Annotated in this window: 20 protein-coding genes and 1 pseudogene; 14 read left to right on the plus strand and 7 right to left on the minus strand. The window is 63.2% G+C overall.

What is annotated here, in order from left to right:
• Window positions 1-116: 116 nt before the first annotated feature.
• Window positions 117-1,088, plus strand: a pseudogene (locus NE850_RS06465) (porin); the annotation flags it as partial.
• 18 nt (window positions 1,089-1,106) lie between these two features.
• Here NE850_RS06465 and NE850_RS06470 read toward each other — a convergent pair.
• Window positions 1,107-3,467 (minus strand): FdhF/YdeP family oxidoreductase, encoded by a 2,361-nt coding sequence (locus NE850_RS06470; RefSeq protein WP_310698548.1) that lies wholly within the window; start codon window positions 3,465-3,467, stop codon window positions 1,107-1,109.
• Window positions 3,468-3,998: 531 nt separating this feature from the next.
• Here NE850_RS06470 and NE850_RS06475 point away from each other — a divergent pair.
• On the plus strand, window positions 3,999-4,244 hold the full coding sequence (locus tag NE850_RS06475; protein ID WP_007177397.1) for a DUF6723 family protein: 246 nt from the start codon (window positions 3,999-4,001) through the stop codon (window positions 4,242-4,244).
• Window positions 4,245-4,284: 40 nt separating this feature from the next.
• Here the strand turns inward: NE850_RS06475 and NE850_RS06480 are convergent, their stop codons facing one another.
• Complete coding sequence (locus tag NE850_RS06480; protein ID WP_007177396.1) at window positions 4,285-4,521, minus strand: hypothetical protein; 237 nt, start codon at window positions 4,519-4,521, stop codon at window positions 4,285-4,287.
• Between the two features lie 154 nt (window positions 4,522-4,675).
• Here NE850_RS06480 and NE850_RS06485 point away from each other — a divergent pair, with 154 nt between their 5' ends.
• The 4 genes from NE850_RS06485 (at window position 4,676) to tkt (ending at window position 8,322) form a co-directional block, all read left to right on the plus strand.
• Window positions 4,676-4,936, plus strand: coding sequence for a hypothetical protein (locus tag NE850_RS06485; protein WP_007177395.1), 261 nt, complete (start codon window positions 4,676-4,678; stop codon window positions 4,934-4,936).
• Window positions 4,937-4,982: 46 nt separating this feature from the next.
• Window positions 4,983-5,153 (plus strand): hypothetical protein, encoded by a 171-nt coding sequence (locus NE850_RS06490; RefSeq protein WP_007177394.1) that lies wholly within the window; start codon window positions 4,983-4,985, stop codon window positions 5,151-5,153.
• Window positions 5,154-5,431: 278 nt separating this feature from the next.
• Entirely contained in the window at window positions 5,432-5,977 is a 546-nt protein-coding gene (locus NE850_RS06495) for a cupin domain-containing protein (protein ID WP_007177393.1), read from the plus strand.
• A gap of 260 nt (window positions 5,978-6,237) precedes the next feature.
• The gene (gene tkt, locus NE850_RS06500) at window positions 6,238-8,322 is read left to right on the plus strand and encodes a transketolase (protein WP_310698549.1); all 2,085 of its coding nucleotides are present in this window, start codon (window positions 6,238-6,240) and stop codon (window positions 8,320-8,322) included.
• 162 nt (window positions 8,323-8,484) lie between these two features.
• Here the strand turns inward: tkt and NE850_RS06505 are convergent, their stop codons facing one another.
• The 4 genes from NE850_RS06505 to NE850_RS06520 all read right to left on the minus strand — a co-directional run bounded on the left by NE850_RS06505 (window position 8,485) and on the right by NE850_RS06520 (window position 13,599).
• Window positions 8,485-9,570: a hypothetical protein gene (locus NE850_RS06505; protein WP_007177391.1), complete on the minus strand. Its 1,086-nt coding sequence runs from the start codon at window positions 9,568-9,570 to the stop codon at window positions 8,485-8,487.
• A 256-nt stretch (window positions 9,571-9,826) separates the two neighbouring features.
• A complete protein-coding gene (locus tag NE850_RS06510) occupies window positions 9,827-12,157 on the minus strand; it encodes a PAS domain S-box protein (protein ID WP_007177390.1) in 2,331 nt (776 codons plus the stop codon).
• 4 nt (window positions 12,158-12,161) lie between these two features.
• Window positions 12,162-12,392 (minus strand): alpha/beta fold hydrolase, encoded by a 231-nt coding sequence (locus NE850_RS06515; RefSeq protein ID WP_007177389.1) that lies wholly within the window; start codon window positions 12,390-12,392, stop codon window positions 12,162-12,164.
• A 304-nt stretch (window positions 12,393-12,696) separates the two neighbouring features.
• Window positions 12,697-13,599, minus strand: coding sequence for a YihY/virulence factor BrkB family protein (locus NE850_RS06520; protein ID WP_165188450.1), 903 nt, complete (start codon window positions 13,597-13,599; stop codon window positions 12,697-12,699).
• A gap of 193 nt (window positions 13,600-13,792) precedes the next feature.
• Between NE850_RS06520 and NE850_RS06525 the strand changes: the two genes are divergently transcribed.
• The 7 genes from NE850_RS06525 to NE850_RS06555 all read left to right on the plus strand — a co-directional run bounded on the left by NE850_RS06525 (window position 13,793) and on the right by NE850_RS06555 (window position 22,492).
• The gene (locus tag NE850_RS06525) at window positions 13,793-14,944 is read left to right on the plus strand and encodes a ligase-associated DNA damage response exonuclease (protein WP_007177387.1); all 1,152 of its coding nucleotides are present in this window, start codon (window positions 13,793-13,795) and stop codon (window positions 14,942-14,944) included.
• Entirely contained in the window at window positions 14,941-16,617 is a 1,677-nt protein-coding gene (locus NE850_RS06530; RefSeq protein WP_165188446.1) for an ATP-dependent DNA ligase, read from the plus strand. The genes NE850_RS06525 and NE850_RS06530 overlap by 4 nt, the downstream gene beginning before the upstream one ends.
• Window positions 16,618-16,966: 349 nt before the next feature.
• Window positions 16,967-17,425 carry a response regulator gene (locus tag NE850_RS06535; protein WP_007177385.1) on the plus strand — a complete coding sequence of 153 codons (459 nt, stop codon included), beginning with the start codon at window positions 16,967-16,969 and terminating at the stop codon, window positions 17,423-17,425.
• A 225-nt stretch (window positions 17,426-17,650) separates the two neighbouring features.
• Complete coding sequence (locus NE850_RS06540; protein WP_310698550.1) at window positions 17,651-18,517, plus strand: SDR family oxidoreductase; 867 nt, start codon at window positions 17,651-17,653, stop codon at window positions 18,515-18,517.
• 179 nt (window positions 18,518-18,696) lie between these two features.
• The gene (locus tag NE850_RS06545) at window positions 18,697-19,245 is read left to right on the plus strand and encodes a (2Fe-2S)-binding protein (RefSeq protein WP_007177383.1); all 549 of its coding nucleotides are present in this window, start codon (window positions 18,697-18,699) and stop codon (window positions 19,243-19,245) included.
• Window positions 19,242-20,246 carry a xanthine dehydrogenase family protein subunit M gene (locus NE850_RS06550; RefSeq protein ID WP_165188442.1) on the plus strand — a complete coding sequence of 335 codons (1,005 nt, stop codon included), beginning with the start codon at window positions 19,242-19,244 and terminating at the stop codon, window positions 20,244-20,246. The genes NE850_RS06545 and NE850_RS06550 overlap by 4 nt, the downstream gene beginning before the upstream one ends.
• Window positions 20,243-22,492, plus strand: a complete 2,250-nt coding sequence (locus NE850_RS06555) for a xanthine dehydrogenase family protein molybdopterin-binding subunit (protein ID WP_007177381.1) — start codon at window positions 20,243-20,245, stop codon at window positions 22,490-22,492. Before NE850_RS06550 ends, NE850_RS06555 begins: the two co-directional genes overlap by 4 nt.
• Window positions 22,493-22,543: 51 nt before the next feature.
• Here NE850_RS06555 and NE850_RS06560 read toward each other — a convergent pair whose 3' ends face one another.
• A complete protein-coding gene (locus tag NE850_RS06560) occupies window positions 22,544-22,948 on the minus strand; it encodes a PRC-barrel domain-containing protein (RefSeq protein ID WP_035517214.1) in 405 nt (134 codons plus the stop codon).
• Between the two features lie 212 nt (window positions 22,949-23,160).
• Between NE850_RS06560 and glgX the strand changes: the two genes are divergently transcribed.
• Window positions 23,161-25,377, plus strand: a complete 2,217-nt coding sequence (gene glgX / locus NE850_RS06565) for a glycogen debranching protein GlgX (protein WP_007177379.1) — start codon at window positions 23,161-23,163, stop codon at window positions 25,375-25,377.
• Window positions 25,378-25,432 lie beyond the last annotated feature (55 nt).

The following is a 25,432-nucleotide window of genomic DNA, read 5'->3' on the forward strand; positions in this document are numbered from 1 at the left end:
TGCGGCGCTGTTCGGGCTGGGTCAAAACTTCAATGGGTTCCACGTTAGAGCTGGGCTTAAACATAGGCGTAAGACTACCTCAAAGTTTAAGCGTTCCTCGTGTCCGGTTTTCACGGGGGCCGCCCCACCGTTGGAGCGCCGAGGGCGGCGATTGGGGCACCAGTATGCTGGGCCTCAAAGGCAATGAAGATCTGGGCGGCGGGCTCAATGCCATCTTCAACCTCGAAACCGGGTTGCAGGTCATGAACGGCACGACGAGCGGCGGGCGGCTGTGGTCGCGTCGCGCGTTCGCCGGTTTGAAAAGCGAGCAGTGGGGCACGTTGCAGGCCGGCCGTAATCTGTTTATCGACAGCGACGGCGTATGGGAATTCGACCCGTTCGTGCAGCAGGCGTTTTCGTCGGCCTCGCTCGTGCGCGGGCGCAACTGGCAGCAGACCAGCAACAACGTCGAGTATCACAGCCCGGTGTTCTGGGGTTTCGACGTGCAGGCACAATACGCGTTCGGCAATCAGCCAGGCGCCTTCAACAGCGGCGCGGCCTGCGAGTTCGGCCGCTCGGACGGCATCATGCTGACGTATCACTCGCCGCTCTTCGACGTGCGCGGCATCTACGACGAACTGCGCGACGCCAATGGCCGCTTCAGCAATATCTTCCAGGCGTCACGCGAATATTTCGTGGGCGCCAATGTGCGTCTGAACGCGGTCAAGATCCAGGGCGCCTATACGCACTACTCGGCGCCCGATTCGCCGGTCGGCGTGGCCGACACCGCCGATCACTACTGGCTCGGCGCCACCTACAGCTTCCTGCCGAGTTGGGCCGTGACGGCGGGCGGCTACTACGTGAAGGTAGGGGACGGCTCGGGCGATGCCGCGCACGACCCGTCCGGCCACGCGATGATGTACGTGCTCGGCACCACCTACAATCTGTCGAAGCGCACCTTCCTGTACGGCACGGTGGGCTATGTGCACAACGGCAGCAACTCGAACTTCTCGCTCGAAGCATCGCCGCGCGATGCGGCCGGCAACACGAGTCCGCTCGTCGGCGAATCGCAGACCGGCGCTTATGTCGGCATGCTGCATCAGTTCTGACTTGCGCTTTTTGCATCGTCAGGCGGCGGCCTGCCCGACCGCCGCCGATTTGCGCAGCCGCACCGGAATCGACTTCGAGGCCGGCACCTGACTCGATTTCGCGTGATGCGAGAGCGGAATCAACCGGTTGCATTCCGGGTAATAGCCCATGACGCAGCCAGGCGGAATGTCGAACGCGTGGACATGCATGCCGTCGACCTCGCGCGCGATGCCGTCGTTCGAGTCGGTGGAGATGCATACCGCGGCGCCTTCCGCCAGACCGAGCCGGGTCATGTCGTCCTGATGCATGAGCAGGACGTCGCGTGTGCCATGCACGCCGCGGAAGCGGTCGTCGGGACCGTAGACGGTGGTGTTGAACTGGCTGTCGCCGCGGGTCGTCATCAGGCGCAACACGTCGGGGCCGCGCGAGGGCATGTCCGCGTCCTCGTCGAGCGTATCGGGCACGATGAAATTCGCCTTGCCGCTTTCCGTGTTCCATTTGCGCTCGCACGCGGCGAGCGGCCGGTGGAACCCACCCGGCTGCCTGAAGCGCTGGTTGAAGTCCTTGAACTGATCCGGATAGGTGCGCTCGATCGCCTCGCGCACCAGCGCGTAATCGTTCACCCAGGCATCCCAGTCCACGTTTGGATTGCGCGGCAACAGCGCCTTCGCGATGCCCGCGACAATGGCCGGCTCGGATAGCAGCATATCGCCGGCCGGTTCGGCGAGTCCATGCGAACCGTGCACGCACGCCGTGCTGTCCTCCACACTCACCCATTGCTCGCCGCCCGCCTGGCGGTCGATCTCGATGCGCCCGAGGCACGGCAGCAGGTAGGCGACTTCGCCGTGCAATAGATGGCTGCGTTTAAGCTTGGTCGCGATCTGCACCGTGAGCCGCAGCCGCCGCCAGGCCGGATCCATCACATGATGATCGGGAATCGCCACCTGGAAATTGCCCCCCAGGCCGATGAAGGCTTTGACCTTGCCGTCGAGCACACCGCGGCAGGCTTCGACCGTGGTCATGCCTTTGTCGCGCGGCGGCTCGAAGCCATACAGTTGCTTCAGCTTGTCGAGCGGCGCGAGTTCAGGCTTCTCCGTAATGCCAACCGTGCGCTGTCCCTGCACGTTCGAGTGGCCGCGAATCGGGCAGATACCCGCGCCCGGCCTGCCGATATTGCCGCGCAGAAGCAGCAGGTTCGACAGCATCTGCACGTTATGCACGCCGTTGCGATGCTGCGTGATGCCCATGCCGTACAACACCATTGCGGCGTTCGCTTGGGCATAGACCCGCGCGGCGTTTTCCAGCGCGGCGCGGCTGAGTTGCGAGTGCTCCTCGATTTCTTCCCATGAGGTAGCGCGCATGGCGTCTGCGAAGGCTTCGAAGCCGTGCGTGTGTTCGGCGATGAACGCCGCATCCAGCACACGCGGCGCGCCGTTGCGCTGCGCGTCGTCATCCCATTCGATCAGCAGCTTGCAGAGTCCGGCAATCGCGGCCGCGTCGCCGCCGATCTTCACCTGATGGTATTGCGTGCTGATCTGCGTTTCGGAGGGGGTGAGCATGTCGAGCGGCGACTGTGGATTCGCAAAGCTGACCAGTCCGCGCTCCTTGAGTGGATTGAAAGTGATGATCTCCACCCCGCGTTTGCGCGCGTCCTGCAACTGATGCAGCATGCGCGGCGCGTTGGTGCCCGTGTTGTGGCCGAAGAACAGCATGCAGTCGGTGTGCGTGAAGTCTTCGAGCTGCACGGTCCCGACCGGCACGCCGATCGATTTAGGTAAGCCAACCGAAGTACTCTCGTGACACATGTTCGAACTGTCGGGCAGGTTGTTGGTGCCATACAGCCGGGCGAGCAGCGCATACATGTACGAGGTTTCGAGCGAGGCGCGGCCGGAGGCATAGAACACCGCCTCGTTCGGATCGATTGCTTGCAGTTCTTTCGCGATCCCGGCGAATGCATGTTCCCATGTGGTCTGCACGTAACGGTCGGTCGCGGCATCCCAGCGCATCGGCGCGGTCAGACGGCCGCGCGATTCGAGCTCGAAGCCGCTCCATGAGCGCAATTCGCTCAGGGTGTGCGCGGCGAAAAAGTCGGCATTGATGCGTTTGTTGGTGATTTCCCACGCGGTCGCCTTCGCGCCGTTTTCGCAGAACTCGAAAAGGTGCGGGTCCGCGGGTTTGGCCCATGAGCAACTCACACAGGCGAAGCCGTCAGGCTTGTTCTGTTGCGACAGAATGCGGCTGCCGTTCAACGTGACGTGTTCCTGCACGAGAATCGACGCGACTGCTTTCACCGAACCCCAACCGCCCGCCGCGTTGCGGTATTCCTTGAGCGGGGCACTGGCGGGTGTGGCGTCTGTTGCGCCGTCTGTCGATGTTCCGGTGATCTGATCCGTACTCATTGTTCGCTCCTCGCGGGTTAGCCGGTGCTTGAATGCCGGCTCGCACGAAGGAGTCCGCAATTACCGGACCACCGGATTAATTTGCGCTTACAACCTTCGCCATTTTGGCAACGTTCGGCAGCAAGCGGCGCTGACGGGCGGCGGTTTGACAGGGGGATCGCCTTCGGGGACATGTGCCGGACCGCTCGGCGGCACGTCGTCAGGCGGAGGCGACGGGTCGGGATCGGTGGTCGGAGGCGGCGTGTCGGGATCGACCTCCGGCGGGGTCGGCGCATGCAGGCGAAGATTCGGCATGCGAGGTGCGCTCGTTATGTTCATCGTGTTCTCCGTGTGATGCGTGCCTGTCGGCGAGTCGGTTTGTCGATTGCAACCGGCATGCCACTCGCCTTTTATTTCGCGCAGATGCCGGTGCTGGCCGTGTGGAACGGCTATTGCTCGGTCACGGCATGCGCGTGGTGCCGAGCGGCGATACGCCCCCGCCATATCACTCCGAACATGACGCACTGAAGTGCAGGGACAAGGGAAAGACAAATGGCGCGACATAAGGCCGACGTTGCTGACGACGACTTCGAGATTTACGCCAGCTATCACGGGACAGGCGACGGCCGTTACGTAGGTGGACTGAAGGTTGTCAGGAAAGCGGACAGAAAAATTCTGTTTCCATTCGACGGCGCGCCCGAAATCGGGCCGTACGCAACTGCCGACGAGGCACGCCGTGCCGCGATCGAATATGGCCGGGAGATCGTCGCTGCAGATCGCGCGGCTCCTGAGAAATGACGATGGCGGCGCGTGCGCGCCGCCGCAATAACGGATTCTTTTATGGCATGCCGCCGAGCGACGGAGAAATCGTACTGCCGCGGCCCGGGTCGTCGGGATGTTCGTCGGGCACCCTCGGACGTACCGCCAGCGGCGGATGGGTGCGGTAGCAACTATCGATCGACGTATCGGCCAGGCAGCGTTGGAATGCGTCCGCGTCGTTCTTGTGCGCGAACAGGTACAGGGTCCGCTCAACCTGCACTTCGGTATCGGATACGCGAATCGTCGTCATCGTCATGATGTTCTCCTTTTTACAATGTTGAACCAGACCTCCGTACCGAATGCCGCAATGGCCGTGCCCAAGTCCCGCGCGCGGGCGATCCACATAATTGACGGAGAGGGACCGGATGTTGCTGCTGTGAACACCTACCCGACACCCGAAGGAGGTCGACATGCAGAATGACAAACCCCAGCAAAGTCCAGACGAACAGACAGCGGAGGCGGTAAAGCAGCGCAACCGGCCGAGCGGCACGCACTACGTGGAACCGAGCCCGCTCGGTATCGAGCCCGTAGAACAGACCGGCGTGGACAGGCAGACCAATCCGCCGCGTTCGAGCGAGCGCCCGGCGCAAACGGCCGAAGTACCGCTGGGCACAGGCGCGCATGCCGAGCCGCCGGGAGGCGGTGGACGCGAGTCACAGCGCAAGGACTGACGCGGCGTGTGCTGAACGGTACGCACCCAAACCAACGGAGAGACGCATGCAACACGACAATGAACCGCTGAATCCCGGCGACGAAGCTTCGGCCGATGCGCCCGGCGTCGGCGAAGATGTATGCCGTGCGTGCCACGGCACCGGCACGGTGGAAGGCGTGCAGTGCACGCTATGCGGCGGCACGGGAAAAGTGCTGCAAGGCATAGGCGGCGGCTGAGCGCAATGAGGCTGCGCCGCGATTGCGCCGCCGCGACTACGCGACCCGCGATCGCGCCAGCCAACGCCGCGCACATAGTGGCAGACACGGAGCATTAACTTCATATGTTTGCAAAATTCGTCCACCGACATAGCTCTGCGCGCACAGCGGCCTATAAGACCGTACGTGCCCAGGCAGGCGCGCTTTATGCGGCGCTGAATGGCCCACCGGGGCCGACGCATGCGCCGGCTTCGGGAGAGCACTGCGAGCGTCAGGATCAGGACGCAAAGGAGCAAACCATGTACAACGATTCGAAGCATGGATTCGATGTCGCTCAGACCGAGTACGAAGCCTTCATGCTGGAGCCGCACGACTGGGTGCCGAATAACCGCAAACTGCCGGTGGTGATTTACCGGCGCGCGCTCATGCCGGACAGCGGCGATCTGGCGGCGGCGTTCGAGATCCTGTTCGAGCGCAACGCGTGGCCGCCGCAATGGCGCGACGGCATCTTCGACTACCATCATTTCCACGCCACTGCGCACGAAATACTCGGTGTGACGGACGGTTCCGCGCAGGTGATCGTGGGCGGGCCAGGCGGCAGGGTGGTGACGCTGTCCGCCGGCGACGCGCTCCTGCTGCCGGCCGGCACCGGCCATTGTCTGCAATCGTTCGCGCGGCATTTTCAGGTGGTGGCCGGGTATCCGGAGGGCCAGCAGTGGGATATCCGCCGCGAAGCGCTCACGCCGGATGAACTCGCTACTATGGAGGCGTTGCCTTTCCCTTCGCTGGATCCGATCGACGGCAAGCATGGGCCACTGGTCGAACACTGGCTGCATGCGGCTTGAAACGCGTTTGCATCACTTTTCGCTTGTGCGGGCGCCGAACGGGTTCGCACCGCAAGCCCTCTGAAAGGCGGTTCGCTTCCAGGCGCGAGCCGTCTCATTCCGCATGACACGCGCCGTGCAGGTTTGCGCGCATCGGCGCATCATCGTTGAGCCTCGCAGCGGTTCCTCATGCGTTCTGCCCCGTCAACACGGTTCGCCGGGTGCGCCGAAGCACGCAGCGCGTCCCGGCCGTCTCTTCAACGCCGAACAAGGAGTGTCCCATGCAAAACGATCCCGCCCTCGACCAGCTGTGTATCAACACGATCCGCACGCTGTCGATGGACGCTGTGCAAAAGGCCAATTCCGGCCACCCCGGTACGCCGATGGCACTGGCACCCGTTGCCTATCACCTGTGGCAAAACCATCTGCGTTACGACCCCGACGAGCCGCTCTGGCCTAACCGCGACCGCTTCGTCTTATCGGTGGGGCACGCCTCGATGCTGCTGTATTCGCTGTTGCACCTTGCGAACGTGAAAGCCGTGGACGACGCCGGCAACCCGACCGACGGACCCGCGGTCTCGCTCGACGATATCGAACATTTCCGCCAGTTGGGCAGCAAGACACCGGGCCACCCGGAGTACCGGATGACCACAGGCGTCGAGACCACGACAGGCCCGCTTGGGCAAGGGCTCGGCAATAGCGTCGGCATGGCGATGGCGGCACGCTGGTACGAGAGCCATTTCAACAAGCCCGATGCGCCGCTGTTCGACTATCGGGTCTACGCGCTGTGCGGCGACGGCGACATGATGGAAGGCATCTCGCACGAGGCGGCTTCGCTCGCCGGTCACCTGAAGCTGTCCAATCTGATCTGGATCTACGACAGCAACCGCGTGACGATTGAAGGCCACACCGACCTCGCTTATAGCGACGACGTGGAAACCCGCTTTCGCGGCTACAACTGGCACACGCTGCATGTGAGCGACGCGAACGACGCCGCCGCGCTCGAAGCGGCATTCGTCGAAGCGAAAAGCATTACCGACAGGCCGACGCTGATCGTGGTGCACAGCATAATCGGCTGGGGTGCGCCGCATAAGCAGGACACCTCGGCGGCGCACGGCGAGCCGCTTGGCGTAGAAGAAGTGGCGCTCGCCAAGAAAGCGTACGGCTGGCCCGAGGATAAATTCTTCTATGTGCCCGACGGTGTGCGCGAACGCTTCGCGGCGGGCATCGGTGCGCGCGGCAAGGCGGCGCGCGAGGAATGGCAGGCGAAGTACGACGCCTACAACAAAAAGCACCCGGAACTCGCGCGTGAATTCGCGCAGATCGAAGCGCACGAATTACCGGCCGGTTGGGACAGCGACATTCCTACCTTCGACGCGGACCCGAAGGGCGTTGCCTCGCGCGAATCGTCGGGCAAGGTGCTCAATGCGATTGCCGCGCGCGTTCCGTGGATGATCGGCGGCGCGGCCGACCTTTCGCCGTCCACCAAAACCAATCTGAAATTCGAGGGCGCGGGCAGCTTCGAACACGATAACTATGGCGGCTGCAATCTGCATTTCGGCATTCGCGAACACGCGATGGGTGCGGCGGTAAACGGCCTCGCGCTGTCGAATCTGCGGCCGTTCGGCTCGACCTTCCTGATTTTCAGCGACTACATGAAGCCGCCTATCCGGCTCTCGGCGATCATGGAAGTGCCGGCCATTTACGTGTTCACGCACGATTCGATCGGCGTCGGCGAAGATGGTCCGACCCATCAGCCAATCGAGCAGCTCGCCTCGCTGCGCGGCGTGCCGGGACTGACCGTGCTGCGTCCGGGCGATGCCAACGAGGTGGCCGAGGCGTGGCGCGTGGCGCTTGCCGATCCGCGGCGGCCGTCGTGCATCGTCGTGTCGCGCCAGCCGTTGCCCACGCTGGACCGCAGCCGCTATGCGGCCGCGAAGGGCACGCAGAAGGGCGCCTACGTGCTGGCCGATGCAGCCGGCGGGCAGAAGCCGCAGGTGATCCTGATGGCGACGGGCAGCGAACTCTCGGTTTGTGTCGACGTGTACGAGAAACTCAAGGGCGAAGGCATTGCGGCGCGCGTGGTGTCGATGCCGTCATGGGATATCTTCGAGCGCCAGGACGAGGCGTATCAGGACTCGGTGCTGCCACCGGATGTGGACGCGCGCGTGGCGGTCGAGCAGGCAGCTTCGCTTGGCTGGGACCGCTATGTGGGGCGTCTCGGCGCGCAGGTGGTGATGCATACGTTCGGCGCGTCCGCGCCGCTTGCCGAGCTGAAGAAGAAGTTCGGCTTCACGCCGGAGCATGTATACGAAGCGGCAAAGCAGCAGATCGCGCGGGTGCAAGGCAAGCGCAGCCAGGAGTAGGGGAGTAGGGCACGCATAGCGTGCCTGGAAAAAAATCCGGCGGGTGTCATGAAATGACACCCGCCGGATTTTTATTTGCAGCCTGGATTCGTGCGACGTCAACGCTGCGGGATCGACTGTGGCCTCATCTGAGGCAAAGACCGTGCTAAAAAACCCGCGGCATCAATTCGCCGGAATCGTCACCACCGGCGCCTTGCTACTGGTGTCGGCCTCGGCAAGCGCCATCAGATTCTGCACCACCGTGAACGCGTATTTCGAATCGAAGTCGTTGCGATCGACCCAATATGTCGACGGACCGTACGCAATCATCACATACGCGTTATCGGGCGGTGTCTTGCCCGAGTGCACGATGATAGTCGGCCGCGTCTCGCCGCCGATCAGCCCGACGGTCGGCTTGGTCGATCCATCGCTGATACGCTCGACGGGCACCTGCACCTGGGCGCCGAGGTCGGACAGGATACCGAGCACGGAACGCGTCACCATCGGAATCTTGTCGCCCTTCTGTGAAGCCGACGACGGCCCATAGACGATTTCATAGGTCCGCGTAGTCGAAGACAGATGCAGCAGCTTGCGCACGCGCGCAAGATCGGCCGCCGTGGCTGCCGACTCGCCGCTTGTGGTCGCGCCCATCACCAGATACACGCCCATTGCGCCGTTTTTCCCGTCCGCCTGGCGCGACTCGACATTCAGCTCGCCCGCCAGTTGCAGGCGCCGCAACGCTTGCAGCAATTCGAAGAAACCCGGCGCGCCCGCGCTATTTTCGCCGCCGAGCGCATTGCCGTTCTGCAAGCCGCCCACCGATTGCGCGGTGATGCGCAACAGCAGATCGATCGGAATGCCGCCCTCGGCAAGCGGCAACACCAGCGCGGGCGCAAGCGGTCGGATATAGGCGGACGCAAATGCTTCGCCGGTGGTCGGCGTGAAGGTGAAGGTCGGATGATTCGAATAGGACACGCTGCCCGTCGCGAGCGCATAGCTCGGCTGGCTGCCCGAGCCGGCATTGGCGGTCGCGCCGCCGGTGGCGTCGAACGTATAGGCGGCGATGATGCTGCTGACCGTCAGGAAGGCCGGCGCGTCGCCGTAACGCAGGCCGACCACGGCAGCGAGAATCTCGCGTTTTTTCGCGTCGCCGAGGGCGCGCGCATAGTCCACCTGGTCGGCTTTCAGGCGGGACGGTCCGATGTGTACGCAGGCGGAAGCGAGGCAGGCCGCGCACAACGCCGCGGCAACGGAAGCGGTTCTGATCATAACGGCGAGGAGAGCGGAAGATTATCCGCTGAAGAATGGGCCCGCAACGGCGGTAGCAGAACCTATTCCCGAATGCGCGCGTAAAGGCGCCGATCTCCGTTTTCGTCCTATGAATTCGAGCTGTATCCGCCCGGATCTAACGGTGGAGGCAACGCGCAGGAATTGCTATTGCGTTGCAATATTTGCAGGAGCGCGCGCACCGGTTACGTGTGGATTGCGCGGATATCGCGTCTGTCCCGCAAGCCGCGCTCACCGCTCATACCCGCTGCCGGCTTAACACCCGTTGCAATTCCCGTGGGTCGACCGGTTTCGTGAAGTGGTGGTCGAACCCGGCGGCCACGGCGGTTTGCTTGTCCTGCTGCTGGCCCCAACCCGTGACGGCGATCAGCAGAATGCCCGCGTCCGGGTAATCGCGGCGAATCCGCCGCGCCATTTCGTAACCGTTCAGGAGCGGCAAGCCGATATCGAGAATCACCGCCTGCGGGGCAAATGCGTCGACCCGTTCGAGACCGGCAATGCCGTCGCCAGCGGTGCGCACTTCGTGGCCTTCGAGTTCGAGCACCATCGCGAGGCTCTCGGCGGCGTCCGCGTTATCGTCGACGACCAGCACGCGCAGGCCGGCCGCGCGCGGCGTTTCGGGCGGCGTGCTGTCGGACGGCTGCGAAGCGGTTTTTGTCAACGGCAGCCGGATCATGAACTCGCTGCCTTTGCCGGGGCCCTCGCTGAAGGCAGCGACCGTGCCGCCATGCAGTTCGGCGAGGCCGCGCACCAGCGCGAGACCAATGCCGAGGCCGCCCTGCGAGCGGTCGAGAGCCGGCGCGAGTTGCGAGAACATTTCGAATACGCTGTCCAGATGCTCGCCCGGAATGCCGATACCGGAATCGCGCACGACGATCACCGCTTCGTCGCCTTCGCGTTCCGCCGCGAGCGAGATGCTGCCGCCAGGCGGCGTGTACTTGGCGGCGTTGTTCAGCAGATTCAGGATCATCTGCGACAGGCGCGTGGGGTCTGCGATCAGATACAGCGGCTCGCGCGGCAGCGTCACGCTCAGATGGTGCGACGAGGCCTGCACGGTCGGCCGCGCCGCTTCCATTGCCGATTGCATCGCGCGCGCCAGTTCGAGCCGTTGCTTGCGCAACTCGAGTTTGCCTTGGGTGATGCGCGAGACCTCCAGCAGATCGTCGACCAGGTGGGTCATGTGTTGCAGTTGCCGGTCGAACACGTCGCGTGACCAGCTCAATTGCGGATCGGCGAACTCCTTCAAACGCAGAATTTCCAGCACGTTGCGCATCGGCGCAAGCGGATTGCGCAGTTCGTGCGCCAGCGTGGCGAGGAATTCGTCCTTGCGGCGGTCGGCTTTGGAGAGTTCGAGATTGAGCCGGGTGAGTTGCTGTTCGGCGCGCCTGCGCTCGGTAATGTCGCGATTGATGCTGACCGCGCCGTAGACATCGCCTCGCGCGTTTGCAAGCGGCTTGACCACCGTTTCGCAGACGCCGCGCGAACCGTCGCGCCGCACGAACGGCAACTCGCTGCGCCACGTGCCTTCGGCGGCGAGCGCCGCCAGCGCTTCCCGGCGAATGCCCAGCGCCTGTTCCGGCGGCAGGAACATCGCGACCGGCCTGCCGAGAATCTCCCGCATGCGATAACCGAGCATGCGTTCGCCGCCCACGTTGAAGTCGGTGATATTGCCGCGCAGATCGGTGATCACGATCGCGTCGCTCAAGTGCTCGAAGATCGCGGCCTGGCGCAGCAGCACCGTCTGCGCTTCCTTGCGTTCGGTGATGTCGATGCCGAGGCCGTAGATCATCAGCGGCACGCCGTGGCGGTCGTAGGCGGCGCGCCCGCGGCCTTCCATCCAGCACCAGTCGCCGCTCGCATGCAGAAAGCGGAACTCGGCGACATAGTCGTCACCGGTTTCCACCGCGTGATCCACCGCCTCGTTGAGCGCGATCAGGTCGCCCGGGTGAATCCGTTCGAAAAAACCGCCGGGCGTGTGCGCAAAGCGTCCCTCGGCGTAGCCCGCGAGCGCTTCCAGCTCGCGGCTCCACCAGAATCTGCCGGACTTCGGCTCGTGCGACCACGCGCCCATGCGCGCGCCGCGCATGGCGAGACTCAGCACGTCGCGGCTTTCCTGCAACTCTTTCTGCGCGAACTGATGCGCGGCCACGGACGCCTCGGCATTGCGCCGCGCGAGCAGCAGCTCCTGCTCGTACTTATGACGATCGGCGACGATCAGTACGGCCACTTCGAGGTAGGTGGCCTCGCCATGACGGCGGCGCACGGCATTGAGCAGCATCGGCAGCATATGGCCGTCCCGATGCATCAAGCTGAGCTTGACCTCGGCAACCGAACCCTGCATTTGCAGGAGCGGCGCCCAATGCGTCTGATAGAACACTTTGCCGCCGGCGCTCAGCAGATCCTGGATCTGCCTCGTCCCGGCGAGTTCAGCTGTCTGATAGCCGAGCCAGCCGCAGAAGGTTGCGTTCACGCGCAGGATACGGCCGTTGGTATCGGTGACGAGCAGGCCGCAGGCGGCATGCTCGAACAACGCATCGGCAGCGGGCAGCGGATAGTCCGTGCTGTGCATCGCGTTACGGGCTCACCGGCCCGGGAAAGGCGCTCATGGCAGCCGCGCTTGCGCGAGGCGAAATCAGGTGCGGACAATGGCCGACGTGATCGACCCGCACCATGCGGCATTCGCCATGAAACGACGGCGCGAGATAGCGCCGCATGCTCTGATCGCAACCGAAGCCGTGCACCAGCACTGTGGTACGTTTGCCGCTGCCGGAAATCTGTAGGTGGTTGCGCTGGGTGATGCTCATTGTCGGATCCTGAAGCCCGCCGGGGCGGAGCGGCGATTGCGCGCGATTACACGAAGCGTGCGCGCCGGCCAGTATTCAACAGAATGTTACCGCAGTCTCGCCGCCTGGCCGCGCACTTGCGTCGTTGCGCGCATGGCGCCTGCGCGCGGAACGAGGTGGCTCGCGTCTGACGGCGCTCGCATCGTTTGGTTCCGGATTGCACGCGATTCCTTGTTAGCCAGCCTGGGCGATGCAATTGGCATCAACTGTGACGCGAGGGGTTCATGGACGCGAAGACCCCGGCGGGTTCTTCGTTCAGGTCGCCTCAACCGGTCTCTATCTTCGGTTGCGGCGCCTCGCGCGGTTCGATTCCGAATCGTTCGTATTGCGAAATCACCTGGGCGCCGAATAGCAGCAACGTGGCGAGCCATTCCAGGCTGAACAGGATCACGATCGCCATGGTCAGCGAGCCGTATACCACGCTGACTTGCGAAAGGGTCGCGAAATACCAGACCAGCACGTGCCGGGTGATCTCCCACAGCACGGCGGCGACCACGCCGCCGAACAGGGCATGTTTGAGCGAAGGGCGCCCGACCGGCATCACCATATAGATCGAGGTCAGCACGAAGATTTCGCCCGCGAGGCCGAGCAGATACAGCACGGCACGTGAGAGGCCTTGCAACGAAACATGCAGGCCGAACAGGTCGATGCCTTCGGCGCCGATCGCCTCCAGGCCGCTCGATACGAAGGTGACGATCAGCAGGCCGACGCCGAGAAAAAGAATGTAGCAATACGGCAGCATGGCCGACAGCAGGAAGTGCCGCCGTCGCACCACCACGCGGTGGACGAAGATCAGCGACATCGCGTTCTCGAGCACGGTGAAGGCGAGCGAGCTGAAGAAGATCATGGTGAGCAGCAGAACCCAGCCGATGACTGCGCGATGTGCGAGAAAATTGGCCAGTTCGCGCACCAGCGCGTTGGACTGCCCCGGCACCAGCCATTGCAATAGATGCGCGAGCGCCGCCAGCAGAACATGTTGCGGCACGACGCGCGACAGGGCGATCACGATCAGGATCATCAGCGGCACGATCGAGAGCAATGCGTAATACGCGACTGCACCGGCTAGCAGCAAGCCCTGGTTCGCGCGGAATGCCTTCAGGGTTTGCAGCACGAATGTGCCGGGATGTTTCGCCACATACAACGCGTGATCGTCGATGATGGTTTGCATGGGGCCTCATGGCGCGTTGAGGAGTCTGAGGGAATACAGGGTAGGCCGACGCGCTTGCCTTGTTACTTAAGCAAGTATGCGGCCATACTGGGGCACACTGTTGTTCCTGCGCGTCGAATTGTTAAAGCGTGCCAGGAATGCAGTTTGCTTGGGGGCTGTGTCGCTGTTGCATCAATCTGCTTCAGGATCCTACTTGAATATAGCCTCTGACCAAGCGGACCTCGCGGACCTGGTGGTCGCACGGCCCGAGGGATTGTATTGCCCGGCGGGCGACTTCCATATCGATCCGTGGCGCCCTGTCGAACGGGCCGTGATTACGCATGCGCATTCCGATCACGCACGCTTCGGGCATCGGCACTATCTTGCGTCGCGAGCGGGGGCGAACGTGCTGTTGTCGCGTCTGCCCGGCATTTCGCTGCAAACTCTGGCGTATGGCGAGCGTATCGATCTCAACGGTACGACCGTGTCGCTGCATCCCGCCGGCCACGTGCTGGGCTCGGCGCAATTGCGGATCGAACACCGCGGGCGCGTCTGGGTTGCGTCGGGCGACTACAAGCTCGACCCCGACCCGACCTGTGACGCTTTCGAACCGGTGCGCTGCGATACCTTCATTACCGAGTCGACCTTCGGCCTGCCGATCTATCGATGGGACGCGCCGCAAACCGTGTTCGACGGCGTCGATTCCTGGTGGCGTCATAACGCTGCGCAAGGGCGCGCTTCCGTGTTGTTCTGCTATTCGTTCGGCAAGGCGCAGCGCGTGCTGGCAAGTGTCGATGCGGGCATTGGGCCGATCTTCTGTCACGGCGCCGTTGAGCCGCTCAATCGCGCGTATCGGGAGGCCGGCGTGCGCTTGCCGCCGGTGCGTCTCGTGAGCGAGATGCCGGCGAAGGACAAGGCGGCTTTCCGTCAGGCATTGATCGTGGCGCCGCCTTCCGCGCAGGGCAGCGCATGGCTCAAGCGCTTCGGCGACTATAGCGACGCGTTCGCGTCGGGCTGGATGCGTCTGCGCGGCGCACGCCGCAGACGCGGCGTCGATCGTGGCTTCGTGCTGTCGGATCATGCTGACTGGCCGGGCCTGCAAACGGCCATTCGCGCGACGGGAGCCGAACGCGTGATCGTCACCCACGGATCGGTCGAGCCGATGGTGCGCTGGTTACGCGAGCACGGCCTCGAAGCGGGCGCGTTTGAAACGCAATACGGCGACGATACGGTCGAAGCCGATGCCGCGGGTGCGGACGAAACGGCCGCCACGGGTAGCGTATCGTTCGAGCCCGAGTCGGTGGGCAAGCAGAACGAGTCTGCCGACAAAGACGTCACCCCGGTCGATCCCGCGAGTAGCGCATGAAACGCTTCGCCGCCCTTTACACCGCGCTCGACGCCACCACGTCCACGCACGACAAACTCGAAGCCCTTACCAGCTATTTTGCGGCGGCGGAGCCGGAAGATGCCGCCTGGGCGTCGTATTTTCTCGCCGGCGGCAAGCCTCGCCAATCGGTGCCCACGCGTCTTTTGAGCGAGATCGCGCGCGAGCGCGCCGGTCTGCCGGCGTGGTTGTTCGAGGAGTCTTATCATGCGGTGGGCGATCTGGCCGAGACCATCGCCCATATCCTGCCGCCCGCGCAGCGCAACTCCGAACTGGGTCTCACGCAGTGGATCGAGCACCGCGTATTGACCTTGCGCGGTGCGGCGCCGGAAGAGTTGCGCACGCGTCTCATCAACTATTGGGACGAACTCGATTGGGGTGGCCGTTTTCTGCTGACGAAACTGATCGGCGGCGGGTTTCGCGTGGGCGTAGCGCGGCAACTGGTGGTGCGGGCGCTTGCGGAAGTGGCGGGCGTCGATCATAAGCGGATCGCGCAACGCATGGTCGGCTGGACCGACTCGCGACAGAAGCCCGACGCGGTGCGCTACCTGCGTTTGATCGCACCTGAGGCGACCAGCGACGATGCGCAGTCCGGTGCGCCCCAGCATGACAGCGATCTCGGACTGCCCTATCCGTTCTTTCTCGCCCATCCATTGCAAGCCGATCCGGCAACGCTCGGCGACCCATCGCAATGGCAGATCGAATGGAAATGGGACGGCATTCGCGCGCAACTCGTCAAGCGCGGCGGGCGGGTGTGGCTGTGGTCGCGCGGCGAGGACCTGATCACGGACCGGTTTCCCGAAGTCGCGGCGCTAGGCGAAGCCTTGCCGGAAGGCTTCGTGATCGACGGCGAGATTCTCGCGTGGGAACCCGGCGCAAGCGCGCCATTGCCGTTCGCGCGTTTGCAACCGCGTATTGCGCGCAAAACGCTGACGAAAAAAATCCTCGCCGATTCGCCCGCCACGCTGCTTGCCTACGATCTGCTCGAAGCGCACGGCCAGGATCTGCGCATGACGCCGCTCGCCGAACGGCGCGCGCAACTGGATGCATTGGCAACTACCGTGGACAGCACGCTCGCACGCGATCTGCTGCGCGTATCGCCGCTGGTGAGTGCGCCCGATTGGCAAGCCCTCGCGGCGCTGCGCGACGAGAGCCGGGCGCGCGGCGTGGAAGGTCTGATGGTCAAGGAGCGCGAGTCGATGTATGGCGTGGGCCGCACCAAGGCCTCCGGCACGTGGTGGAAATGGAAGATCGATCCGTATGCGGTGGACGCGGTGCTGGTTTACGCGCAGCGCGGCCACGGCCGCCGTGCGAGTCTCTACACCGATTTCACATTTGCGGTGTGGGACGAAGCGGACGGTGTGCGCACGCTGGTGCCGTTCGCCAAGGCTTATTCCGGTCTCACTGACGAAGAAATGCGCCAGGTGGATGCGATCGTGCGCAAGACCACGATCGAAAAGTTCGGGCCGGTGCGCAGCGTAACGCCCACGCTCGTATTCGAAATCGGTTTCGAAGGCATTCAGGCGAGCCCGCGTCATAAGTCCGGCGTGGCGGTGCGGTTTCCGCGCATGCTGCGCTGGCGCACGGACAAACATATCGACGACGCCGACACGCTGGCAATGCTCAAAGGCTTCATCGACGACCGTGCGGGATAACCCGCTGAGTAGAAATCCCTAAAGCCTCGAATGCGGGCTGCCTGATGCACACGGCAAGCGCGATCTGCACAGCAGTTGTGCGTTTCACCGACGCGCAAACACTCGTTCGCGCGCACTTCGCAGTGCCTCCACGCCCTCAATCCACGGGCGATGATTTGTGACGTGAGCTATGGTTGTGAGGTAAAGCCTATGCGGTGGCGCGCTGGGCGCGGCCGACGCAATCCGCAACGCAAACCGAAGCCTTCGTCGGGTGCAGGATGAGTTTTGTCTGCACGTCGGGAGCGAATCTTGCGCGCGTGTTCCGAGGTGCCCGTGAGTGGCGCGCGTAAGAAAAGCCAGGGAGAAGAGGGTGACGTTCGACGACCAGATGGATGATAACGACGACGTCGTAGTGTGGCGGCCAATCCAGTATGCGATGGTGTCGCACCGGCGTGTGCTCGTGGTGGACGATTACCGGGAAGCGGCAGACGCATTGCAGGTATTGCTGAGTGCCGACGGCTTCGAGTGCCGCGCGCTCGAAGATCCGCTTGCAGTGTGCGACATGGCGCGCGAATGGCAACCGTTCGCGGTGGTACTGGACATCAAGATGCCGGGGCTGGACGGTCTGGAACTGGCGCGCCGCCTGCGCGCCCATGCTTCGACTTCCCATATGTTGCTGGTGGCATGCACCGCGTTTGCTTCGCGTGACGACCGGGTGCGCGCCAAAGCCGCCGGGTTCGACGCGCATTGCGCGAAGCCGCTGACGCCCGAGCGCCTGTTGCGCGTACTCGAATCGGCGGCGGCGCTGAACGTGGCCGGACCGCCGTAAAGGCTGCGTTCGCTTTGAAAAAAATTCTCCATATTGCCGCCCCCGATATTCATCGGTGGATTGAAGCAGACGCATGAGATTCATCGAAGCTGCCGGTTCTCGTTCCACAGCATGACGAAGTTTTTCGGCCTGCGATAAACCGCGGGTCCACGGGTTGCTGAATACGTTGGCATGCGGTGTGTCTTTCGCACACCGCCCATGTCTATCGCACTCGGGAGATTCGTCATGAGCGACACGCAGCGTCCTACACCGCCGTTTCCGAAGCAGCAGCAAAACCCCACGCCCGGGCACACGGCGGAAATGCAACCTCAACCCGATCACGGCGAGCGCTCCTATCGAGGTTCGGGACGGCTCGCGGGTAAAGCGGCGATCGTCACGGGCGGAGATAGCGGAATTGGCCGCGCCGTTGCCATTGCGTTCGCGCGTGAGGGCGCGGACGTACTGATTTCGTATCTGAACGAGGACGACGACGCGCGCGACACCGCGCGCTGGATCGAGGAGGCAGGCCGCAAGGCGGTCCTGCTGCCTGGCGATATCACGAACCCCGCGCACTGCAATGCGATCGTCGACAGAGCTATCGAGGTTTTTGGCCGGCTCGACGTGCTGGTCAACAACGCCGCGTATCAAATGAGCTACCCCTCGCTCGAAGCGATCAGCGACGAAGAGTGGGACAAGACCTTCGATACGAACATTGGCGCGATGTTCAGGATCACCCGGGCCGCGGTCAAACATATGAAACCGGGTGCCGCGATCGTGAACACGACATCGATCAATGCGGATCACCCGAACCCCGGTTTGATCGCCTACGCGGCGACCAAGGGCGCGATTCAGAACTTCACCGGCGGCCTTGCGCAGTTGCTCGCGGAGAAAGGTATCCGTGCGAACTGCGTGGCGCCGGGGCCCATCTGGACGCCGCTGATTCCCTCCACCATGCCGCCGGAGAAAGTCGAGCAATTCGGCGCGCAGGTGCCGATGAAGCGCCCCGGCCAGCCGGCCGAACTGGCGGCCGCCTATGTGATGCTGGCATCCGACGAAGCCAGCTATATCTCCGGCGCGACTATTGCGGTGACGGGCGGATCGCCGATCATTTAGGTTTGTTGAATATCGGCAGGCTATCGGGAACCACCTGTTTTTTACCCGCTGTTCGACGATGTAGCCACGTGCACTCCGTCGCGGCCCGAGCGCGCGGCGGTGTGTGCTGCAGTGGCACGTCGCTTGCGCATTTCCGCTATATCGCGCTGCGACCCATCGTCAGGAGAAGGAGAATACCCATGAATACCCCCACCATAGAGACTCCGCTCGATCTCGCGCCGAGCGAAGCCGAGCGCATGGCCGTGACATTCGAAGTCAACGGTAAAACACGGCATTTCGAAGTGGAAGCATGGACCACGCTGCTCGACCTTCTGCGCGAACACTGTCAGTTGAGCGGCACCAAAAAAGGCTGCGATCATGGACAGTGCGGCGCTTGCACGGCAATCGTCGACGGCCGGCGGATCAACACGTGTCTCGCACTGGCGGTCGTGCACGACGGCGCAACGATCACGACGATCGAAGGCCTCGCCGACGGCGACACGCTGCATACCATGCAGCAGGCTTTCATCGACCACGATGCGTTCCAATGCGGTTACTGTACGCCGGGGCAGATCTGCTCCGCTGTCGCCATGCTCGACGAAGGCCACGTGAAGTGTGCCGACGACGTGCGCGAACTGATGAGCGGCAACCTCTGCCGCTGCGGTGCCTACACGAACATCGTGGCCGCGATTCTGGATGCCGCGGATCTGCCGGACCCGCAGCACGGCGATGAGGGAGCGCGCTCATGAACCGCTTCTCCTATACCCGCGCCAGTGCGGTGCCTCAGGCAATCGATCAGCATCGCGCCAATGGGACTGCTGCGTTCATTGCGGGCGGTACGAACCTCGTGGACCTGTTGCGCGAAGACGTGGCGCATCCGGCGGTGCTCGTCGATATCAACCGTTTGCCGCTGAGAAAGATCGAGGCGACTGATGCAGGCGGCCTGACGATCGGAGCGCTGGTGACCAACAGCGCGCTTGCGTATGACGACACGGTGGCCGCGCGCTACCCGTTGCTCGCCAAAGCGATTCTGGCCGGCGCGTCCGCGCAGATTCGCAATGTGGCGACAGTCGGCGGCAATCTGTTGCAACGCACCCGTTGCCATTATTTCTACGACGCCGGTACGCCCTGCAACAAGCGCGAGCCGGGAACGGGCTGCCCGGCGCTGGAAGGGGTGAACCGCATTCACGCGATACTCGGCGCAAGCGAGCAATGTATCGCCGTGCATCCGTCGGATATGTGCGTGGCACTGGCGGCGCTCGACGCCAAGGTTCATGTCGCCGGCGGGAACGGCACGCGCACGCTGCCGTTTGCCGACTTTCACCGCTTGCCCGGCGATACGCCGCACATCGACTCGAATCTGCGCGACGACGAATTGATCACGGCGATCGAATTGCCGAAAGAGGGTTTTGCCGCGCATCACGCTTACGTGAAAGTGCGAGACAGGGCTTCGTATGCGTTCGCGCTGGTGTCGGCGGCTGTGGGACTGGAACTCGAAGGCGACACGATCGTGAACGCGCGTTGCGCGCTCGGCGGCGTGGCGCACAAACCGTGGCGCGATGCTGAAGCCGAAGCCGTGTTGCGCGGCAAGCGTCTCGAAGCGGCCGCCGTGCGCGATTTCGCGGCCATGCTATTGCGCGGCGCTCACGGCCGCCGCGATAACGCGTTCAAGATCGAACTGGCGGCACGCGTCATCGCGCGCGCGTTCGAACTGGCGACGCAACGTTCGTTTGAGGAGACCGCATCATGAACCGCGCCGAAATGTTGCCGGCCGCGCGCGCTACCGGCGTGCCGCATAAGCGCGTGGACGGCAGGCAGAAAGTGACGGGCGCCGCACAATATTCCGCCGATTTCACGGCCGAGGGGCTCACCTATGGGTTCGTCATATCGAGCACGATGGCAACCGGCCGTATCGTATCGATCGATTCGTCCGCCGCGCTCGAACTGCCTGGCGTGCTGCTCGTGCTGACGCATCAGAATCGCCCGGAATTGCCGCTCGAAGACAAGCCTTACAAAGACATGGTCGCGCCAGGCGGAAGTCCATTCAGGCCGCTATGGGACGACCGCGTCTGGTATAGCGGACAACCGGTCGCTCTGGTAGTTGCTGAGTCGCTGGAATTGGCGCGCCATGCGGCAGCGCTCGTGAAAGTCCGTTACGAGGCCACGCCGCACCAGACCGATCTGAGCGAAGCGGTAATGAGCGCCGTTCCGCCTTCCACGGAAAAAGGCGGCTTCGAACCGCCGCCGCCCGCGCGTGGCGATGCGGATAGGGCGCTGGCGAGTGCTGTCGCGCGCGTCGATACTTTCTACAGCACGCCCGCGGAGTATCACAATCCGATGGAAATGCACGGCTGCACCGTGGTGCCGGACGCGCAAGGGCGTCTGACCGTGTATGAAAAGACCCAGGGTGTCGGCAATACCAAGTCGTATCTCACCAGCGTATTCGGTTTGCAGGACGACGAGGTACAAGTGATCGCGCCGTTTGTCGGCGGGGCGTTCGGCTCGGGCTTGCGGCCGCACTACCATCTCGCACTTGCGGTCATGGCCGCGCGCGAGCTGAAACGGCCCGTGCGGCTCACGTTGACACGGCAGCAGATGTTCACGTTTGCTCATCGCCCGCAATCTATCCAGCGTGTCGCATTGGGCGCGGGCGCCGACGGCAGATTGCAGGCGGTGATTCATGAAGCGGTGGCGGAAACCTCGCAATACGAAGATTACTGCGACGTAGTCGTCAATTGGGCGGGCCAACTGTATTGCTGCGACAACGTCAAGATGGGCTACAAGGTCGCGCGAATCGACGTGCCGACGCCTGCGGACACGCGCGCGCCGGGCGCGGCGCAAGGTCTCTTTCCGCTCGAAATGGCGATGGACGAACTTGCCGAAGCCTTGCAGATGGATCCGCTCGATCTGCGATTGATCAATTACGCCGAGCGCGACGCCAACAAGAATCTGCCTTTTTCGAGCAAGGCTTTGCGCGAATGCTATCGCGAGGGCGCGGCGCGCTTCGGCTGGGAGAGACGGCCGCTAGCGCCGCGCGCCCGGCGCGAAGGTCACGAACTGATCGGCTGGGGCATGGCGACCGGCGCATGGGACGCCATGCAGAACGAAGCGGCGGCGCGCGCGGTCATGACGCGTGACGGACGGGTGAAGGTTTCCAGTTCGACCGCGGATATCGGCACCGGCACCTACACTGCAATGAGCCAGATCGCAGCCGACGCGCTCGGCGTATCGATTCACGACGTTACTTTCGAACTCGGCGACACACGCTTGCCGAAGGCGCCGATTGAAGGCGGCTCGTGGACCGTATCGTCGGTGGGCAGTGCGGTCGATGTCGTCTGCAAACGGTTGCACAACCGCCTTGTCGATCTGGCGAGGCAATATGGCGGCGAACGCTTTTCAACCGTTGGGCGCGATAGCATCCGACGCTCGGGCGCGCGGCTCATTTGCGGCACGAGTGCGGACGACGCGATCGGCATCGACGCACTGTTCAGCCGCGCCGGAATCGATGAACTCGACGAGCAGGCGAGCGTCAAGCCGCATGAAAAACAGCAGGCGTATTCAATGGGCACGCATTCGGCCGTTTTCGCTGAAGTTCGCGTGGACGAAACGCTTGGCACCGTGCGGGTGACGCGCGTGGTCAGCGCGATCGCCGCGGGCCGCATCGTCAACCCGAAGACGGCGGCCAACCAGATCGCCGGCGGCGTGGTGTGGGGCATCAGCATGGCGCTGCACGAGCACGGCCAGTTCGACCATGCGCTCGGGCGGCAGATGAATCACAACTTCTCTGAATACCATGTGCCGGTGAATGCCGACATCCATGATATCGACGTGCTGTTCGTCGACGAGCACGACGACGTTGTCAATCCGTTGGGCGCGAAAGGCGTAGGCGAGATCGGCGTGGTGGGCGTGGCCGCCGCGGTGAGCAATGCGGTGTGGCATGCAACCGGCAAGCGGGTGAGGGCACTGCCGATCACGTTGGACAAGCTGCTCGGCTGAGGCGCGCTACGTCTGGAATTTTGTTCCTCGGGAACGCGCCGGTCCGTATCTTCAGTCCGGCGCGTACTTGAATTCGGGCAGCGCTTCGAGCGATTTTTTCGTAGCCTCAGGCAGCACCACGCGGCGATTGTTGATCTGGAGGTCATTGAACGGAACGGCGACAAGGTGTTTGCCCATGCCCAGAAAACCGCCTACCGAGAGGATCGCGTATGTGCCGCGGTCCGCCGTGGGCGACACGATCAGATCGTCCAGCGTGCCGATCGTGTCCTTGTTTTTGTTGTAGACATCGGCGCCACTCAGCTTCGACGCGCGATAGCCGCTGGCGAGCTGGACCACGTCCGTGCGTTTTTCCGTAATCGCCTGCGGAGCGCCTTGCGCGTAGGCATTGCCATACGACGCGAGCGTGACGAGCAGCAAGGCGGTGGCGGCCAGCGGTTTGATGTGTATTCTTTTCATGACGTTATTCTCCCTGATGTGGACATGGCGCTTTTCGCTGCGCGCTGCGTCGGCTTTGATTGAGCAGTTTCCCTTGACGGCTGCAAAAGTTGTGCCGCGCCGGCCGGCCATCAGGCCAATCCTGTCAGGTCCGGAATTTGCTGTCTCTGCGAGCTTGCCGTCCACTGCTTGAAACAAGCGCTTCAGTGCCTCTTGCTTCCACAGGAACCACTATGTCATCCCAAGCCAACTACTCGACGCGCATCGCGGAAGGCACGCCTTTTCCGCTCGGCGCGACATGGAACGGAAGCGGCGTCAACTTCGCGCTTTTCTCGGCGCACGCCACCAAGGTCGAACTGTGTCTGTTCGATGAAACCGGCGAAAACGAAATCGAGCGCATCGAACTGCCGGAATACACCGACGAGGTGTGGCACGTGTTCGTGCCGAATCTCAAACCGGGCGCGGTCTACGGTTATCGCGTGCACGGCCCTTACGAGCCCGAGAAAGGGCACCGCTTCAATCCGAACAAACTTCTGCTTGATCCGTATGCGAAAGCGCATATCGGCGAGCTCAAATGGGCGCCGGAAATTTTCGGCTATACGCTGGATTCCGAAGAGGGCGACCTGTCGTTCGACGAGCGCGACAGCGCGCCCTTCGTGCCGAAATGCAAGGTGGTCGACGCCAATTTTTCGTGGAGTCACCCCGAGCGCAATGCATTGCCGTGGGAACGCGTGATTTTTTATGAAGCCCATGTGCGCGGATTTACCAAACGGCATCCGGAAGTACCGGAAAATCTGCGCGGCACGTTCGCCGGACTCGGGCAGCGGGTCGTGCTCGACTACATCAAGAACCTCGGCGTGACGTCGGTGGAATTGATGCCGATCCAGACCTTCGTCAACGACAGCTATCTGCTCGATAAGGGTCTCACCAACTACTGGGGCTACAACACCATCGGTTTTTTCGCGGCCGATCCGCGTTTCTTCGCGTCGTCGATCGATTCGGTGGGCGAGTTCAAGGAGATGGTGGACCGCTTCCACAACGCCAATCTCGAAGTCATTCTCGACGTGGTCTACAACCACACGGCCGAAGGCAACGAACGCGGGCCGACCATCTCGTTCAAAGGTATCGACAACGCGTCGTATTATCGGCTGATGCCTGACGAGCCGCGCTACTACATCAACGACACCGGCACTGGCAACACGCTGAACCTGTCGCATCCGCGCGTATTGCAGATGGTGACCGACAGCCTGCGCTACTGGGTGACGGAAATGAAAGTGGACGGTTTCCGTTTCGACCTCGCCACGATTCTCGGCCGCGAACTGCACGGTTTCGACGAAGGCGGCGGCTTTCTCGACAGCTGCCGGCAGGACCCCGTGCTGTCCAGCGTGCGGCTGGTGGCCGAGCCGTGGGATTGCGGTCCCGGCGGCTATCAGGTGGGCGGCTTTCCGCCCGGCTGGGCGGAATGGAACGACCGCTTTCGCGATACCGTACGCGAATACTGGAAGGGCGACGAAGGCAAGGTTCCCGATCTCGCCACGCGGCTCACCGGTTCGGGCGACAAGTTCAACCATCGCGGCCGCCGCCCGTGGGCCAGCGTGAACTTCATTGCCGCGCACGACGGCTTCACGCTCAACGATCTGGTCTCGTACAACGACAAACACAACGAAGCCAACGGCGAGGACAACAAGGACGGCCACTCGGACAACAAATCCTGGAACATGGGCGTGGAGGGCCCGACCGACGATCCGGGCATTCGTCAGCAACGCGAGCGGCAGAAGCGCAATCTGCTCGCCACGCTGCTGCTTTCGCAAGGCTCGCCGATGATTCTCGCGGGCGACGAATTCGGCCGCACGCAGAAGGGCAACAACAACGCCTATTGTCAGGACAACGAGATCAGCTGGGTCGATTGGGAAGCGATCGACGACGATGGCCGCGCGCTCACCGAGTTCGTCAGGAATCTGACCACGCTGCGCCACCGTCTGCCGGTGCTGCGGCGCGGCCGTTTTCTGACCGGTGAATACAACGAGGCGCTCGACGTGACCGACGCCCGCTGGATCTCGCCGGAGGGCAAGGATCTCTCGCAGGAGCAGTGGGACGATGCTTCCATGCGCTGCTTTGGTCTCGTGATCGACGGCCGCGCGCAGGCGAGCGGCATTCGCCGTCCGGCGTCGGACGCGACTTTGCTGCTGGTGCTGAACGCGCATCACGACGTCGTCAATTTCACGCTGCCCGACATTCCCGAGGGGCAGCGCTGGACTTGTCTGCTCGACACCAACATGCCGGTGCGCTCCGAGTTGCCTCACTTCGCGGCCGGCGACGCGTATCAGGTGACCGCCCGCTCGCTGCTGCTGCTTGCGCTGGAAGCGCCGAGCCTCGCCACGCAGCGCGTATTCGACCGCCTCGAAGAACAGCTGACCACCGAGGATAGCGAACCGCCCGCAGAAGCCTGACGAACCGGTACGAAGATCCTCATTTGGCATGCGCCGCCAGGTATAGCGCTTGCTC

The sequence above is a fragment of the Paraburkholderia sp. USG1 genome, assembly GCF_031570135.1.
Taxonomy (GTDB): Bacteria; Pseudomonadota; Gammaproteobacteria; order Burkholderiales; family Burkholderiaceae; genus Paraburkholderia; species Paraburkholderia dioscoreae.